Here is a 14,344-nt window from a genome sequence, read left to right on the forward strand (position 1 = left end):
GTCAGACCGCTGCCGGTTCACGGTCGGCGCCCTCGGCGACGACGCCCGCGACGCGCCGCAGTTTCCGCATGGGGCCCAGCTCGCTCTCGTACACCTTCTTCACCCCGTCACCCAGGGCCTCCTCGACGACGCGGATGTCGCGTACGAGCCGCGCGAGGCCGCCCGGCTCGACCGAAGCGGCCTGGTCGGAGCCCCACATGGCGCGGTCGAGGGTGATGTGCCGCTCGACGAAGGCGGCGCCGAGGGCGACGGCGGCCAGGGTGGTCTGGAGGCCGGTCTCGTGGCCGGAGTAGCCGATGGGCACGTTGGGGTACTCCGCCTGGAGCGTGTGGATCACGCGGAGGTTGAGCTCGGCGGCCCTGGCGGGGTAGGTCGAGGTGGCGTGACAGAGCAGGATGTTCTCGCTGCCGAGCACCTCGACGGCGTGCCGGATCTGCTTCGGGGTGGACATGCCGGTCGAGAGGATCACGGTGCGGCCGGTGGCGCGCAGGGCGCGCAGCAGCTCGTCGTCGGTGAGCGAGGCGGAGGCGACCTTGTGGGCGGGCACGTCGAACTTCTCCAGGAAGGCGACGGCCTCGGTGTCCCAGGGCGAGGCGAACCAGGCGATACCGCGCTCGCGGCAGTACGCGTCGATGCCGCGGTACTCCTCCTCGCCGAACTCGACCCGGTGGCGGTAGTCGATGTACGTCATCCGGCCCCACGGGGTGTCGCGCTCGATGTCCCACTGGTCGCGGGGGGTGCAGATCTCGGGGGTGCGCTTCTGGAACTTGACGGCGTCGCAGCCCGCGTCGGCCGCGGCGTCGATGAGGGCGAAGGCATTGCCGAGATCGCCGTTGTGGTTGATGCCGATCTCGCCGGTGATGTAGACGGGGTGGCCGGGGCCTGCGGTCTTGGTGCCGAGGGTGCGGGTGCGCGAGGACATTCGGGGCGGTTCCTTAGGGGCTCGGGGTGCTCGGGTCGCGAAAGGGCTCGGGGTGCTCGGGACGCAGGGCAGCAAGTCAGGTCAGGTCAGAGGGTGGGGCCGAGGAGCCAGGAGGCGATCTCGCGGAGGGCCCCGTTGCCGCCCGGCGCGGTGGTCACGGCGCGGGCCGCGCCGCGTACGGCGTCGTGGGCGCTCGCGACGGCGACCGGCCAGCCGACGAGGCCGAAGCACGGCAGGTCGTTGACGTCGTTGCCCACGTAGAGCACGCGGTCGAGGGCGATGTCGTGGTCGTCGCACCACTGCTTGAGCGCCTGGTCCTTGCGGTCGACGCCGTGCAGCACGGGCACGCCGAGCTTGCGGCCGCGGGCGGCGACCACCGGGTTGGTCTCGGTGGACAGGGTCAGCAGGGTCAGGCCCGCGCGCCGGAGGGCGGCGATGCCGAGGCCGTCACCGCGGTGGACGGCGACGAGCTCCCGGCCGTCCGCGTCGATGAGGACGCGGTCGTCGGTCTGGGTGCCGTCGAAGTCCATGACGACGGCGTCGACGTCGCCCCGGCCGGGCAGGGCCGCCCCGGCGGCGGGCACGTCGAGCAGCGGGGCGAGGGCCCTGGCGCGGGCGAGGTCGTGCTGGTCGTCGATCTCCAGGACGCGGGAGGGCGCGGTGCGGACGAGCTCGGTGTGCCCGAAGAACCGGTGCCGGTGGACGCGGAAGCCGTCCGCCCGCATGGCGTACGCGGCCCCGGTCTCCAGCAGGTCCTCGGGCCGGTCCTGACGCCGGGGCCGGTGGCTCTTGTCGTGGTTCACGCCGTGGGCGCCGCGCGATTCCACGGCGGGGGCCGCGGCGGGCCCGGGGACGGCGGGTCGGGAGACGGTGGATCCGGAGGCAGCGGGCCGGGGGACGGCGGATCCGGAGACAGCGGACCCGGAGGAGGCGGGCCCGGAAGCAGCGGACCCGGAGACAGCGGACCCGGAGGCAGCGGACCCGGAGGCAGCGGACCCGTCGGGGTCGCGCCACACGAAACCGTGGAACGGCGCCACCGTCAGCGCGGTGTCCGCTCCGCGTTCCACCACCGCCGCCACGACCCCGTCCACGTCACCGGCGGTCAGGAAGGGGCTGGTGCACTGGGCGAGCACCGCGACTCCCACCCGTCCCCCGCGCATCGCCTCGTACGCGTCCATCGCGTGCAGCACGGCCGCCTCGCTCGACGCGGTGTCCCCGGCGATGGCCGCGGGCCGCTGCACCACCACGGCTCCGGCCTCACGCGCGGTGGCCGCGATCCCGGGGTCGTCCGTGGAGACGACGACGTCGGTGACGAGCCGCGCAGCGCGGCACTCGCGTACGGCGCGGGCGACGAGCGGCACTCCCCCGACCGGGGCGAGGTTCTTGCCGGGCACGCCCTTGGAGCCGCCGCGGGCGGGGATCACGGCCAGCACGGCGTACGGCGTACCGTCGGCGGCGCCGTCGCCGGCGACGGCGGGCGCGGGCACCTGTACGTCAGCCACGTCGGCCACATCGGCCACACCGGCTACGTCGGCCACATCAGCTGCGTCGGCGGACAGAACGCGGACGTGGGGACGGGCCTGGACGTGGACGTGGGCATGGGCGTTCATGGACATCGCTCCCCTGGTGCTCACAGCTCTCCCAGCCGTCGGATGACGGGCGCGACCCTCTGCACCCCGTGTCGGTACGCGCCGCGCGCCGCTTCCCGTACGGCCCGGCGCAGGGCCCCCGGCTCTCCCTGGTCCCGGACGGCGCCTGGCAGAGGGCGCCCTTCGGGATCGAGGCCGTGCCGTGCGAGCACGCCGGGGAGATAGCCGGGGGCGGTCATTGGGGTGTAGTACGGCGCGAGCGGGGGGAGCGCGGCGCGCTCGACGAGCCCCGCGACGCGCCGTCGCGCCGCGTCGTGGACGGCGCCGTGGGCGTACGGGCCGACGGCGGCGACACCCTGGCAGGCGACCCAGTCGGCATCGGCCTCGGGGATCTCCCCCGCGTCGAGCCGGTCCCAGGAGACGAGGCAGCCGGAGCCGAGGAAGTGGTGGTTGCCGAGCGCCTCACGGATGCCGAGGTCGGTGAGGACGGCGGTGGGGACGCCCCGGTGCAGCGCTTCGAGTGCCGCCGTGGAGCTGACGGTGACGAGCAGGTCGGTGCGGTCGAGCACGTCGCCCATGTGCCCGTACACGAGACGGCAGTTGGGCGGCAGCCCACCGGCGAGCCGGGTGGCCAGCTTCTGGTACGGGAGTTCCTCGATGTGCGTGGTGTGCTCGCCGGGCCTGCTGCGGAGCTTGACGAGGACCTCGCGCGCGGGGTGCAGCCGGGCGTGCCGGACGGCGCGGCCCAGCAGGTACGCGCGGTCGGTGCGGTTCTCCGGTACGGAGGGCTGGGCGGCGAACACGACGGTGAACGGCCGCCGTTCGGCGCCGGAACCGCTGCCGCCGCCGACCCCGCCGGCACCGCCCTGACGCGGCTCCGCCGTGCTCTCGGAGAGGAACGGCAGCGCCCATTCCGTCACGCTGTCCGCGGACGCCCCCACCCCCTCGTACACCTCGCGGAAACGCGCCGCGTCCTGGGGCGAGTTGGCGAGCACGACGTCCGCGCCGTGCCGGAGCAGCAGGCCGTCGGCGAGCTTCTCGTAGACGACGCCGACGTAGCCGGTGACGACGACCGGGCGCCGGGGGGACGTTCCCCAGGCGCGGGCCAGCCCGTGGAGCATGGCCTGGACGGTGCCGCCGACGCAGGCGAGGACGACGACGTCGCACCGCTCGCGGCCCGCGCCACCGGTGGCGCCACCGGGGAAACCGTCGGCGAAGCCGCTGACGAACTCGGCCGCCGTGACCTCGCGGAGCGACTCCGCACGCACCCCGACCTCGGCGAGCTGCCGCCGGGTGGGCGTCGCGCGGCCCCTCAGCAGGAGGCCGTCGAGCCGGGCGTGCGGTGCGAGGCGGCGCGCGGTGAGGGCACCCCATTTCCAGCGGGTGTCGGAGTCTGCGAGCACGGCGATCCGCGACGGGGACGGCGGGGATTCGGTACGTGATGGCACAGCGTCGACAATAGGAATGCATTCCGTTTCGCTGCCCAACGCGAGTGCAACAGACGGTAAACAGCACACCGACGATCGGCGAATCGGTGTGCCACGGCGTCCGGTTCATCGTTCGGCCGCGCGTCGTTCACCTTCGCGCCCGCCCCGCTTCAAGACGAATGCCGAAGGGGCGCCTAGGGTCACGGGAGTGGTCAAGCTCTCCGTCATCGCGCCGTTCTTCAATGTGCAGACCTATGCGCCGGACACACTGAGGAGTCTGTGTGCGAACACCCGCGAGGATTTCGAATTCATTCTCGTGGACGACTGTTCGACAGATGGTACGCCGGAGTTGCTGGACCGCGCCGCACACGACCTGCCCGGCGCCAAGGTCGTCCGCCACGCCCGGAACGGCGGACTGTCCACCGCCCGCAACACCGGACTGAACACAGCCGACGGGGAGTACCTGACCTTCCTCGACGGCGACGACTGGCTGGCTCCCGGATACCTCCCGCAACTCCTCGCCCGCATCGAGGAATTGCAGGTCGACTTCGTCCGCGCGGATCACGTGCAGTGCGCCGGGCGCGTCCGCACCGTGCAGCGCGTACCGCACGGCAGGCGCGGCGTGGTGCTCGACCCGCGCGCCGCGATCCTGCCCGCCGACCGCTCGACGTCCGTGGACTACGCGTACGCGTGGGCGGGGATCTACCACCGGCGGCTGCTGGACGAAGGGCTGCTGCACTTCCACGACGAACTGCGCACCGCCGAGGACCGGCCGTGGATCTGGCGGCTGCACCGCGAGGCACGCACATTCGCCGTGACCGGTCTGCTGGGCGTCTTCTACCGGCGCGGTATCACGACGTCACTCACGCAGATCGGCGATGTCCGGCAGCTCGATTTCCTGCGCGCGTTCGATCTCGTCCTGGAGGAGACGGCTCACGACAAGGACGCCGAGGAACTGCTCCCGAAAGCCGTTCGAACGTACTGCGCCATCATTTCCCACCAACTCGGCACCATCGAACGCTTCGAACCCGGCGTGGCCCGTGCGTTGCGTTCACGGAGCGCGGCCGCGCTGCGGAGAATGCCGCCCGCCCTCGTCAAGGACGCGTTGAATTCCATGGATGACGACCGCGCGGCACGCCTGCGCCGTCTGCGCCGCCGTCCTCTCGCACGTTCCACCACACGTCCTGACGCACGTCCCACCGCCCGTCCGACCGCACCGGGGGTCTCCGCCTGATGCCGCGCGCCCAGATCTTCCTGGCATCGACGCTCTACGGGGTCGCGACGCTCGCCGCCGCCCTGGACGCGGGGTGCTTCGCGCCCGCCGACCGCAGGCTGTTGCTCGTCGCCAACACGGCGGCCGTTCCGGAGACCACCCCGGGGCCGGACGGAGCGCCCGGCTTCGACCGGCTGCGCGCCCGCTTCGACGGGGTGCTGTCGTGGAACGACACCATCAGCCCGTTCCACCCCTCCGGCTGGGCGCCGCGCCCGGACGACGCGCCCCTGTGGGAACGGCACCTGCGGCTGCTGTGGGGGCTGGGCAGGGACGACGTCGAGCTCGTGGTCGAGTCGATCCAGGTGAACCCCGCGCAGGCGCTCGCCCTGTGCTTCGCGGACGCCCCGCTGGAGGTCTACGCGGACGGGCTGATGAGCTACGGCCCGACGCGCAGCAAGCTCGACCCGCTCATCGGCACGCGCGTGCGCCGCCTGCTGCACCTGGACCTGGTGCCGGGCCTGCGGCCGCTGCTGCTCACGGAGTTCGACGTCACGCCGGAGGTCGTACCGGCCGCGGCGTTCACAGCGGTGGTGGACGAACTGGCGGCGGCACAAGGCACCGCCACGGACGCCACCGACGCTACGGACACGGACAGCGCCGCACTGCTGCTGGGCCAGTACCTCTCGGCACTGGAGATCCTCACCGGCGAGGAGGAGGAGCGACTGCATGTGCGTATGCTGCGCGGCGCGGCGGCGCGCGGGCACCGCCGTATCGTCTTCAAGCCCCACCCGTCGGCACCCGCGCGCTGGTCACGCACGCTGGAGGACGAGGCGGGGCGGCTGGGCGTGGCTCTCACCGTCCTGGACACACCCGTACTGGCCGAAGTGGTCTGCCGGGAGCTCCGCCCCGCGCTGGTCGTCGGGTGCTTCTCGACCGCGCTGCTGACGGCGAGCACGTTCTACGGCCTGCCGGTGGCCCGGACGGGCACGGATCTGCTGCTGGAGCGACTCACGCCGTACCAGAACAGCAACCGCGTCCCGGTGACGCTCGTCGACGCGTTGCTGCCGCCCCTGGAGAACGCGCCGGACGCGGCCGGGTACCAGCCTCCGCCGTCCGGCGAGGAGTTGCGGGGGCTGCTGGCAGCGGTCGGCTTCGCCATGCAGCCACAGGTACTGCCGGGACTGCGGGAGGAGGCCGAGCGGTATCTGGCGGCGCACTTGACCGCGCGGACGCGCCCGTACTTCAAACGGCGCCGCCTGACAGCCCTGGCACTGCCGGGTGCGGTGCCCTCCCCACTGGCTTTCCTGCCGCGCAGTCCGGCCGTACGGAAGATGGCGCGCCGCGCGCGGGCGATGCAGCGGCGGCTGGCACGCAGGACGGCGGCGAAGAAGACCGCGGAGACGACCAAGACAACGGTGACGGTATGACGACGACGGTGACGGTATGACGACGACAGCACGCCCGACGGCGGCGACGGCATGACGGCCCCGACGCTCCCCGGGACGCGCGCGGAAGCACCCGCCGCCGACGCTTCCGGGCCCGCCCGCCCGTCCTCGGGCGGACGACTGCGCGCTCTGGACGGCCTGCGCCTGATCGCCGCGCTGATGGTGGCGCTGTACCACTACGGTGGCCGGGACGGTGACGTCAGCAAGGCGTGGGGCGCCTCGCCGCGGCACGAATTCCCCTCGCTGTCGGGGGCGTTCGCCTACGGCTGCCTCGGGGTGGAGGTCTTCTTCGTCATCAGCGGCTTCGTGATCTGTATGAGCGGCTGGGGGCGCCCCCTGCGGTCGTTCTTCGCGTCGCGGGCGGCGCGCCTGTACCCAGCGTACTGGGCGGCGATCGCGCTCGTGACGCTGGTGTTCGCGCTGCCGTGGGTGCCGTACAGGACGGTGTCGTTGAGCGACACCCTGGTGAACCTCACCATGCTGCAGCAGCCGGCGGGCGCGCAGCGGGTGCTGGGCGTGTGCTGGACGCTCTGGGCGGAGCTGCGGTTCTACGCGCTGTTCGCGCTGTGCGTGGTACTGCCGGGGGCGACGCGGCGCCGGGTGGTGCTGTTCTGCGCGGTGTGGACGCTGGCGACGGTGGTGACGACGGCCTCGCACGTGGAGCTGCTGCGGGTGGTGGTGATGCCGGAGTACTCGGCGTTCTTCATCGGGGGCATCGGCCTCTACCTGATCCACCGCTTCGGCCACGACACGCTGTCGTGGGGCATCGTGGCGGTGAGCTTCCTGATCGGCCAGCACTACGCGGTGGCGGGCCTGTGGCACCCGCCGAACCCGCACTACTTCTCCAACCGCTCGCAGTGGGCCATCATCGCGGTCCTCGCGGCGGGCTACGCGGCGGTGGCCCTCATCGCCATGGGCAAGGCCACCTGGGCCAACTGGCGCTGGCTCCCCCTGGCGGGCGCGCTCACCTACCCCTTCTACCTGATCCACGAACACCTGGGCTGGGTGACGATCGGCACCCTCCACCGCAAGCTGGGCATCCCGTCGCCCGCGACGTTCGCCCTGACGCTGGTACTGATGCTGTGCCTGGCATGGGCCCTGCACCGCGGCGTGGAACGCCACCTCACGCCGAGACTGAGACGAGCACTGGAGGGCAGCGCCCCGTAAGGCAGCGCCCCATAAGGGGCGCGGGGAACTGCGCGAGCAACCAGTGACGGCCCGCAGCCGCCGGACGGGCATGAGCGATCGAGCTCGTGGGCGGCTTTTCAGGGGCGCGGGGCACTGCGCGAGCAACCACGGCCGGCCCGCAGCCGCGAGACCACCCTCCGAGGCAGACGGCGGCGTAGGGGCGCGGGGAACTGCGCGACAAGCCCCCACCGGGCCCGCACCCGCGCGCGGAGCGCAAGAGGCACCCCGGTAGGCGCCCCGGTCACCGCATCAACGTGGCTTCTATCCCCGCAATAACCACCCGCAACCCCTCCTCGTACCCCGCCTCAAGATCCTCGAAGTACTCCCACCCGGCCTCCGTGGTGAGCGGGTACCCCTCCAGCCGACGCCGCCGCTCATCGCCCAGCGCGTACGCGGGATCGCGCTCCCCCGACGGCGTCGGGACCACGGACTGCTCCTCTATGACGTGCCCGACCGTGTACGAGACGACCGTGAACCACGCCCGCGCGGCGGCCCGCGGCGTGAAGCCCGCTTCGACGCAGTCGCGCAGTATCCGCTCGACCGGCGTGGCATAGCTGGTGTCCGTGAAACGCGTGCCGCTGAAGACCTTGGCCCCGTCGCGGTAGCCGAGCAGGAAGCGCCGCAGCTCGCGGATGGAGGCGGTCATCCGCTCCTGCCAGGTGTCGCCCTCGACCTGGGCGATCGAGTCGGACATGCGACGGAACATCTCCGTGGCGACCTCGTCGAGCAGCTCCTGCTTGTTCTTGAAGTGCCAGTAGAGCGCGGGTGCCTGAACGTTCAGCTCCTGGGCGATCCGGCGCAGGGTCAGCCCTTCGAGACCCACGTCGTTCAGCAGGCGCAACGCGGTGTCGGCGACGAGGGCACGGTCGATTCGATTAGCCACCTTGACAGCTTAACGCGGTTAAGTTCACCCTGGACAGGGAAGGAACTTAACGTCGTTAAGGGGGTTGGCATGGATATCGCCATGGACACCGACGTGACCGCGTCCGAAGGGGCCGGGGTCGGCACGGAGACCGAAGTACTGATCGCGGGCGCGGGTCCGACGGGCCTGGTCCTCGCGATCGATCTCGCCCGCCGGGGGGTGCGTCCCCGGGTCGTGGAGCGCTCGGAGCGGGGATTTCCGGGCTCGCGGGGCGCCGCCCTCCAGCCGCGCACGCTGGAGGTGCTGGACGACCTGGGGATGCTGGAGACCTTCCAGGCCGCGGGCGGCCCGTGCCAGCCGGTCCAGAACTGGCAGGGCACGGAGCGCGTCGGCACGTGGGAGCTGGTCGAGCGGAGCGAGCCCACGCCCGCGGAGCCGTATCCCAACATCCTGATGATCCCGCAGTGGCGCACGGTGGAGCTGCTGTACACGAAGCTCGAGGAGATGGGCGTCCGGGTCGAGTTCAACACGGAACTGACCGGATTCACCCAGGAAGAGGGCGAGGACGGGAACGAGGACGGGGACGGGAACAGGAACGGACCCGGCGTCACGGCCGAGCTGCGGCACGCCGACGGCAGCACCGAAACCGTACGGGCGGGCTATCTGGTGGCGGCCGACGGCGGCCGCAGCACCGTGCGCAAGGTGCTCGGCACACCCTTCGAGGGCACGCCGATAGACGACCGCCCCGCTCTGCTGGCCGACTTCCGGATGGAGGGCCTGGACCGCGACCACTGGCACATGTGGCCCAAGGCACCCGGCGGAATGGTGGCGCTGCGCCCGCTGGAGGGCATGCGGGGGCTGTTCCAGCTGATCGCCAGGTTCGACGACAAGCGGGTGGTGGATCTGGAGAGCGAGGCCACGGCCGAGTCCCTGATCCGCCTGATCGAGGAGCGCACCGGGCTGTCGGGGCTGAGCCTGAGCGATGTCAGCTGGTCCTCCGCGTTCAAGCCGTACGCGGCCATGGCGGAGCACTTCCGCGTGGGCCGGGTCCTGCTCGCGGGCGACGCCGCGCACGTCCACTCCCCTTCGGGCGGCCAGGGCCTCAACACGAGCGTGCAGGACGCGTACAACCTGGGCTGGAAGCTCGCGGCCGTGCTGCGGCAGGGCGCGCCGGAATCCGTGCTCGACTCCTACGACGCGGAGCGGACGCGCGTGGCGGCCGGTGTGCTCAGCCTCTCCACCCGGCAGTTCGCGACGGACAACGCCTCGGAGAACGGCTTCTCCCAGCGCGGCCGCGCCACGCGCCAGCTCGACCTGCACTACCGCGAGAGCCCGCTGACCCGGGAGGCGCGCCGGCAGGTCCCCGAGTCCGCGCTCCACGCGGGCGACCGCGCCCCGGACGCCCCCTGCCACGACTCCACGGGCACCCCGGTCCGCCTCTTCGACCTCTTCCGCGGGCCGCACTTCACCCTCCTGGACCTCACGGTGAAGGGAGCCGCCCTCCCCACGGCGCCCTGGCTGCGCGCCTACCGTGTGAACGGCCCGGAAGCCGACGTCCTCGACACCCACGGCCACGCCGAATCCACCTACGGCAAGGCCCTGTTCCTCATCCGCCCGGACGGCTACGTCGCCCTGGCCACGGAGGACCCGGAGGACGTACGGGAGTACGTGGAGTCGTGGGGCCCGGTGTCGATACCGGCATAGGAGCCGGGCCCCGTCGAACGGGGGTCGACGGGGCCCGAGCCGCGGGGTGTCACCAAAAGGTGCCGGCAATCACCCATTGCACCAGGGGGCGGCCGGGGTGTCGCGACAGGGACTGGGGCCCGGCGGGGGCGAGTTGTCCTGGCGGTGCTGGACGAGGGCCCCTGCCACGATGAGCACCAGCGACGTGACGAACACGAGGCCCTGCACCCAGGCGGTCGCCCCGGCCCCGCGGCTGGAGGCACGCCAGGCCGACCCCAGAGCAAGCGCACCCAGCACACCGATCGCCACGAGGTAGCCCCACACCGGGTCGGGCGCGTACGACCCGGCAGGGTCGAACGTCCACCCGGACATCCACCACAGGGCCACGATCACGCCGAGGGCGAGCAGTTCGAGCACGAGCAGAGCGAAGGCGCCGACGATGTCCGGGGCCCGGTCGGGGCACTGCTCCGGTCCGGGCCGAGGGGAAGGCGTGTCCATACCCATGAGCCTGTACGAAAGAACGAGGGGGAACATGAGTACGGCTACTCAAGTGCGGCGCGCGGCCCGCGTTTCCGGCCAAAGACGGACGCGATCACGTCAGGACTTTGCCGGACGCATACCCTCCTCATGGCCGTAGCTGCCAAAGTCCCGGGTGCGGCGCCCGACCGGGTGCCGCATGGTGCACCACAGGACCAAGGAGTCCCCTGGTGAAGAAGAAGAGATCGGTAGGCGCCAGAGCCGCCGTACTTCTCGCAAGCTCCGCCCTCGCCGCCGTCACCCTCGCGGGCCAGGCGAGTGCGGTGACCCCGCACCACTCCCCTGCTTCGCAGCAGTCGGCCACCATCCAGGCCGAGACGCGCTACGCGCCGTTCACCCTCAACCCCAACGAGTCGGTGAGCTCCGGCACCGCCACGCTCGTCATGCAGGGCGACGGCAACCTCGTCGTCTACGACGAGTTCGGCCGCGCCCGCTGGGCCAGCAACACCGTGGGCCAGGGCTGGACGGCCAGCTTCCAGGGAGACGGCAACTTCGTCGTCTACACCCGCACCGGCCACGCGGTCTGGAACTCGCAGACCGCCGGGCACCCGGGCTCGCGTCTGGTGATCCAGGACGACGGCAACGTTGTGATCTACGACGGCAGCCAGGCGATCTGGAACACCCGCACCGCCCACTGACGCTCCCGCTTCCCACTGGCGGCAGGCCGGACCTCACACCGGACGGGGGTCCGGCCTCGCCAACGAGTGGCACGGCAGCGGCACGGCCCCGCAGCGCGCTACGCGGCCAGTTCGTACGCCTCCAGCCGCTTGATCATGCGCCGCACGATCAGCAGCGGGACCACACCGAAGAAGCCGAACGACATGTCGATGAGCTGCCAGTAGACCGGAATGCCACGGATGTGGCCGCAGATCAGCGCCAGCGGCACGATCGCGGCGCACGCGATCATTCCGAATTCGATGACCCAGATATTGCGGACCGGGTCACGGTACGGACCGTAAAAAGCGATCGCGATGACGAGGTGAGCGAAAGCGAGCCAGTCGGTGCCGTACAGCACGAACGGATACTTCCCGTCCGTTGCCTCCAGCCCCTCCCTCGCCCGGCCGACCCACTCCATCAGCCCCGGCAGCCAGTCGGGCACGGGCGAGCCGCCGGAGCGCAGCGTCTCGTCGAGCCACCGGATTTCGGTGACGAGGGGAAAGGCCGTCAGCCCACTGAGCACGAGGCCCACGATAAAGACGACCAGCCATATCCGAATACGACGCCGAAGCGCTTCTTCCCCGTTCATGATCGGAGCCTACGCCTCGCTCATCGGCTCACACCGGTGGGGCATCCGTTCCCCGCATGGCCGCCCGCACGGCGGACGCGCCACGCCGGGCGGCGGCCCTCGCGGCGGACGTACGGCAGGCCAATCTCGCTGCTGGGCCGGGGTCCTGGTCTCCCGCTACACGGCGAGCGAGGGCGGGAAGGAAGCGGTGATCCAGGTGGAGCCGGAGAACACCGCGTCCGCCGCGGTCGCCCGGCGGGCGGGGTTCGCCCCCGGCAAGCACACGCACGGCGAGGACGGGACACCGCTCGACTGGTACGTCCGGGACCTGCGCGTCGGCATCCGGTGACGGCCTCGACAGCCTGACGCGCCGAAGCGGGCGAACCCGGAGCCCGGCACCGGGCGAGGGCGGGCATACGCGGAAAGACGTAGATGCTCGCCTTCCGCCCTGTCCGCGACGACCGCCGGGCATCCTGCTGTCCTTCGAGTCGGTGAGCAGGCCGACTCACGTGCTACGGGGGACGGGATGCGGCATGTGGGTGCACGGTGAGCGGGGGATGGCGCTGGTCGTCGAGGACGAGCAGACGGTGGAGCTGCGGGCGGACGACCACGAGCTGGGGTCGGCGCTCCTGCGCCCCTCGACGACGGCGGCCCTGCTGGTGGCTTGCGGGCTCGACAGCCCCTCGCCGGTACGGCTTTCGGACCCGGAGGCGTTCCGGCCTGTCGAGCCGGACGAACGGTACGTGTACGTGGACCGGCTGGACGGCGAGGGCCGGATCGGCGGCCACTCCCCGTCCTTCGTGCGCCGTGTGCTGACGGCTCTCGATCCGACTCTGCCGCCGCCTCAGACCGCTTCCTGGCGGGTGGGGGGCGACCGGACGCCCGGCCCGGGGTGTGGTTGCGGAGGCGTGCCCCGTACGGCAGCCGCAGCAGGCCCCGGCGCGGTCCTGGACGAAGTACGGGTGCCGGTGCCGGACTTCCTGCGCCTCTTCCACGCGGTGATCGCGCCCAGCCTGGTGTCCGACATCGTCGTCGGGGTCAACGCCACGCTGGCCATCGGCACGGACATCCACCACATGATCACGGGCAACATCCTCTGCTACCAGGGAGCCCGCATCCGCCAGCAAGGCCACTCGCTGGCGATCGACGTGGGCGGCACCGTACGCGGCAGCATCCCCGGGTACGTGCACCAAGTGGTGGACGGGCGGCTCAGCATCGACTGGGACCGGCTACGCGAACTGCCGTACGTCCACATCTGATCGGGAAGCCGCTGACGAGAAGGAAACAGAAGGAAACAGGGGGACGAGGATGCCGAACATCGGGACGACCTGGGATCTGAAGGGCGCCGACGGCGCTCCGGGAGCGGACGGCGCGGACGGCGCGGACATGCCCAAGGGACACGACGGCGAGGGCGCGCACTGCGGATGGTTCGTCCTGCCGGACGGCGAGGCGGCCGACGGGCAGGACGGCCGCCCCGGCGGCATGGGCGAGAACGGCCGCAACGGCGAACCGGGCAGGCCGGGCCGGACGCTGCTGCTGACCGTGTCCACCTTCGAGGGCGGCATCGAGTTCGACGCGCGCGGCGGCTACGGGGGCCCCGGCGGACATGGTGGCCGGGGCGGCAAGGGCGGGGACGGTGGCAACGGCGGCGAAGGCTACGGCTGCGAGAAAGGCAAGGGCGGCGGACGGGGCGGCGACGGAGGCCGGGGCGGCAAGGGTGGCCGCGGCGGCGACGGAGCCAACGGCGGCACCGTCCGCGTCTACTACAAGAACTACAACCTCGCCGTCGTCCCGGCCCCGTGGCAGCGTGGAATCGGCGGCCAGGGAGGCACGGGCGGCAGCAGCGGCAACCCCGGGCAGGGAGGCAAGGGCGGCAAAGGCGGTGACAACACCTGGGGCGGCGAGGACAGCGGCGCGCACGGCCAGAACGGGGCCCAGCCCGCAGCGGGCGAGGACGGCTGGAAGGGAAACGACGGCGCCGAGAACGGTTCCTTCCTCATGGCGCCCATGGTCTGAATCCATCATGGCCCCGGTGACCTGCCGAGCTCCCTCTCCGGCAGCCATCCGCCACGGCACGATCCGCGGCTGCCGGACGGTTCTCACCTGACGCTCCCGCTACCCCACTGACGGCAGGCCGGACCTCACACCGTACGGGGGTCCGGCCTCGCCGACGAGCCACCGCGGAGCTCACCGCCTCACACCGGCGGGGCTGTTCCCCGCATGGCCGCCCGCACGGCCGGCGCACCGCGCCGG

Annotated in this window: 14 protein-coding genes; 8 read left to right on the top strand and 6 right to left on the bottom strand. The window is 72.0% G+C overall.

Annotated elements, in window-relative coordinates:
• Window position 1: 1 nt before the first annotated feature.
• The 3 genes from K6I34_RS02860 to K6I34_RS02870 form a co-directional block, all read right to left on the bottom strand.
• A complete protein-coding gene (locus K6I34_RS02860; protein WP_229322399.1) occupies window positions 2-922 on the bottom strand; it encodes an N-acetylneuraminate synthase family protein in 921 nt (306 codons plus the stop codon).
• A gap of 86 nt (window positions 923-1,008) precedes the next feature.
• Window positions 1,009-2,532 carry an acylneuraminate cytidylyltransferase gene (locus K6I34_RS02865; protein WP_229322400.1) on the bottom strand — a complete coding sequence of 508 codons (1,524 nt, stop codon included), beginning with the start codon at window positions 2,530-2,532 and terminating at the stop codon, window positions 1,009-1,011.
• A gap of 20 nt (window positions 2,533-2,552) precedes the next feature.
• A complete protein-coding gene (locus K6I34_RS02870) occupies window positions 2,553-3,959 on the bottom strand; it encodes a DUF6716 putative glycosyltransferase (protein ID WP_229322401.1) in 1,407 nt (468 codons plus the stop codon).
• Window positions 3,960-4,146: 187 nt separating this feature from the next.
• On the opposite strand from K6I34_RS02870, the gene K6I34_RS02875 reads away from it, so the two are divergent.
• From K6I34_RS02875 to K6I34_RS02885, 3 genes are read left to right on the top strand one after another with little or no spacing between them, the layout of a single operon-like run.
• Window positions 4,147-5,172 (top strand): glycosyltransferase family 2 protein, encoded by a 1,026-nt coding sequence (locus K6I34_RS02875; protein ID WP_229322402.1) that lies wholly within the window; start codon window positions 4,147-4,149, stop codon window positions 5,170-5,172.
• On the top strand, window positions 5,172-6,578 hold the full coding sequence (locus tag K6I34_RS02880) for an alpha-2,8-polysialyltransferase family protein (RefSeq protein ID WP_229322403.1): 1,407 nt from the start codon (window positions 5,172-5,174) through the stop codon (window positions 6,576-6,578). Before K6I34_RS02875 ends, K6I34_RS02880 begins: the two co-directional genes overlap by 1 nt.
• Before the next feature lie 51 nt (window positions 6,579-6,629).
• Entirely contained in the window at window positions 6,630-7,763 is a 1,134-nt protein-coding gene (locus tag K6I34_RS02885) for an acyltransferase (protein ID WP_229322404.1), read from the top strand.
• Between the two features lie 262 nt (window positions 7,764-8,025).
• Here the strand turns inward: K6I34_RS02885 and K6I34_RS02890 are convergent, their stop codons facing one another.
• The gene (locus K6I34_RS02890) at window positions 8,026-8,667 is read right to left on the bottom strand and encodes a TetR/AcrR family transcriptional regulator C-terminal domain-containing protein (RefSeq protein ID WP_229322405.1); all 642 of its coding nucleotides are present in this window, start codon (window positions 8,665-8,667) and stop codon (window positions 8,026-8,028) included.
• A gap of 69 nt (window positions 8,668-8,736) precedes the next feature.
• Here K6I34_RS02890 and K6I34_RS02895 point away from each other — a divergent pair, with 69 nt between their 5' ends.
• On the top strand, window positions 8,737-10,350 hold the full coding sequence (locus tag K6I34_RS02895) for an FAD-dependent monooxygenase (RefSeq protein ID WP_229322406.1): 1,614 nt from the start codon (window positions 8,737-8,739) through the stop codon (window positions 10,348-10,350).
• Window positions 10,351-10,419: 69 nt separating this feature from the next.
• Here the strand turns inward: K6I34_RS02895 and K6I34_RS02900 are convergent, their stop codons facing one another.
• Window positions 10,420-10,827 (bottom strand): DUF6234 family protein, encoded by a 408-nt coding sequence (locus K6I34_RS02900; protein ID WP_229322407.1) that lies wholly within the window; start codon window positions 10,825-10,827, stop codon window positions 10,420-10,422.
• Window positions 10,828-11,036: 209 nt separating this feature from the next.
• Between K6I34_RS02900 and K6I34_RS02905 the strand changes: the two genes are divergently transcribed.
• Entirely contained in the window at window positions 11,037-11,504 is a 468-nt protein-coding gene (locus tag K6I34_RS02905; protein ID WP_229322408.1) for a hypothetical protein, read from the top strand.
• A 98-nt stretch (window positions 11,505-11,602) separates the two neighbouring features.
• On the opposite strand, the gene K6I34_RS02910 is transcribed toward K6I34_RS02905, so the two are convergent.
• Window positions 11,603-12,112, bottom strand: a complete 510-nt coding sequence (locus tag K6I34_RS02910; protein WP_229322409.1) for a hypothetical protein — start codon at window positions 12,110-12,112, stop codon at window positions 11,603-11,605.
• On the opposite strand from K6I34_RS02910, the gene K6I34_RS02915 reads away from it, so the two are divergent.
• The 3 genes from K6I34_RS02915 (at window position 12,111) to K6I34_RS02925 (ending at window position 14,107) form a co-directional block, all read left to right on the top strand.
• Complete coding sequence (locus K6I34_RS02915) at window positions 12,111-12,440, top strand: hypothetical protein (RefSeq protein WP_229322410.1); 330 nt, start codon at window positions 12,111-12,113, stop codon at window positions 12,438-12,440. The two genes, K6I34_RS02910 and K6I34_RS02915, sit on opposite strands and share 2 nt — an antisense overlap.
• A 184-nt stretch (window positions 12,441-12,624) precedes the next feature.
• The gene (locus K6I34_RS02920) at window positions 12,625-13,350 is read left to right on the top strand and encodes a hypothetical protein (RefSeq protein ID WP_229322411.1); all 726 of its coding nucleotides are present in this window, start codon (window positions 12,625-12,627) and stop codon (window positions 13,348-13,350) included.
• A gap of 49 nt (window positions 13,351-13,399) precedes the next feature.
• Window positions 13,400-14,107 (top strand): hypothetical protein, encoded by a 708-nt coding sequence (locus K6I34_RS02925; RefSeq protein WP_229322417.1) that lies wholly within the window; start codon window positions 13,400-13,402, stop codon window positions 14,105-14,107.
• Window positions 14,108-14,344: the final 237 nt, after the last annotated feature.

Source organism: Streptomyces sp. UNOC14_S4 (assembly GCF_020740835.1).
Classification (GTDB): Bacteria; Actinomycetota; Actinomycetes; order Streptomycetales; family Streptomycetaceae; genus Streptomyces.

What these genes read in the sequence shown, in the direction of transcription:
- K6I34_RS02860 (WP_229322399.1), bottom strand. Translation starts at nt 922, where the DNA reads ATGTCCTCGCGCACCCGCACCCTCGGCACCAAGACCGCAGGCCCCGGC.
- K6I34_RS02865 (WP_229322400.1), bottom strand. Translation starts at nt 2,532, where the DNA reads ATGAACGCCCATGCCCACGTCCACGTCCAGGCCCGTCCCCACGTCCGC.
- K6I34_RS02880 (WP_229322403.1), top strand. Translation starts at nt 5,172, where the DNA reads ATGCCGCGCGCCCAGATCTTCCTGGCATCGACGCTCTACGGGGTCGCG.
- K6I34_RS02885 (WP_229322404.1), top strand. Translation starts at nt 6,630, where the DNA reads ATGACGGCCCCGACGCTCCCCGGGACGCGCGCGGAAGCACCCGCCGCC.
- K6I34_RS02895 (WP_229322406.1), top strand. Translation starts at nt 8,737, where the DNA reads ATGGATATCGCCATGGACACCGACGTGACCGCGTCCGAAGGGGCCGGG.
- K6I34_RS02900 (WP_229322407.1), bottom strand. Translation starts at nt 10,827, where the DNA reads ATGGACACGCCTTCCCCTCGGCCCGGACCGGAGCAGTGCCCCGACCGG.
- K6I34_RS02915 (WP_229322410.1), top strand. Translation starts at nt 12,111, where the DNA reads ATGATCGGAGCCTACGCCTCGCTCATCGGCTCACACCGGTGGGGCATC.
- K6I34_RS02910 (WP_229322409.1), bottom strand. Translation starts at nt 12,112, where the DNA reads ATGAACGGGGAAGAAGCGCTTCGGCGTCGTATTCGGATATGGCTGGTC.
- K6I34_RS02920 (WP_229322411.1), top strand. Translation starts at nt 12,625, where the DNA reads ATGTGGGTGCACGGTGAGCGGGGGATGGCGCTGGTCGTCGAGGACGAG.
- K6I34_RS02925 (WP_229322417.1), top strand. Translation starts at nt 13,400, where the DNA reads ATGCCGAACATCGGGACGACCTGGGATCTGAAGGGCGCCGACGGCGCT.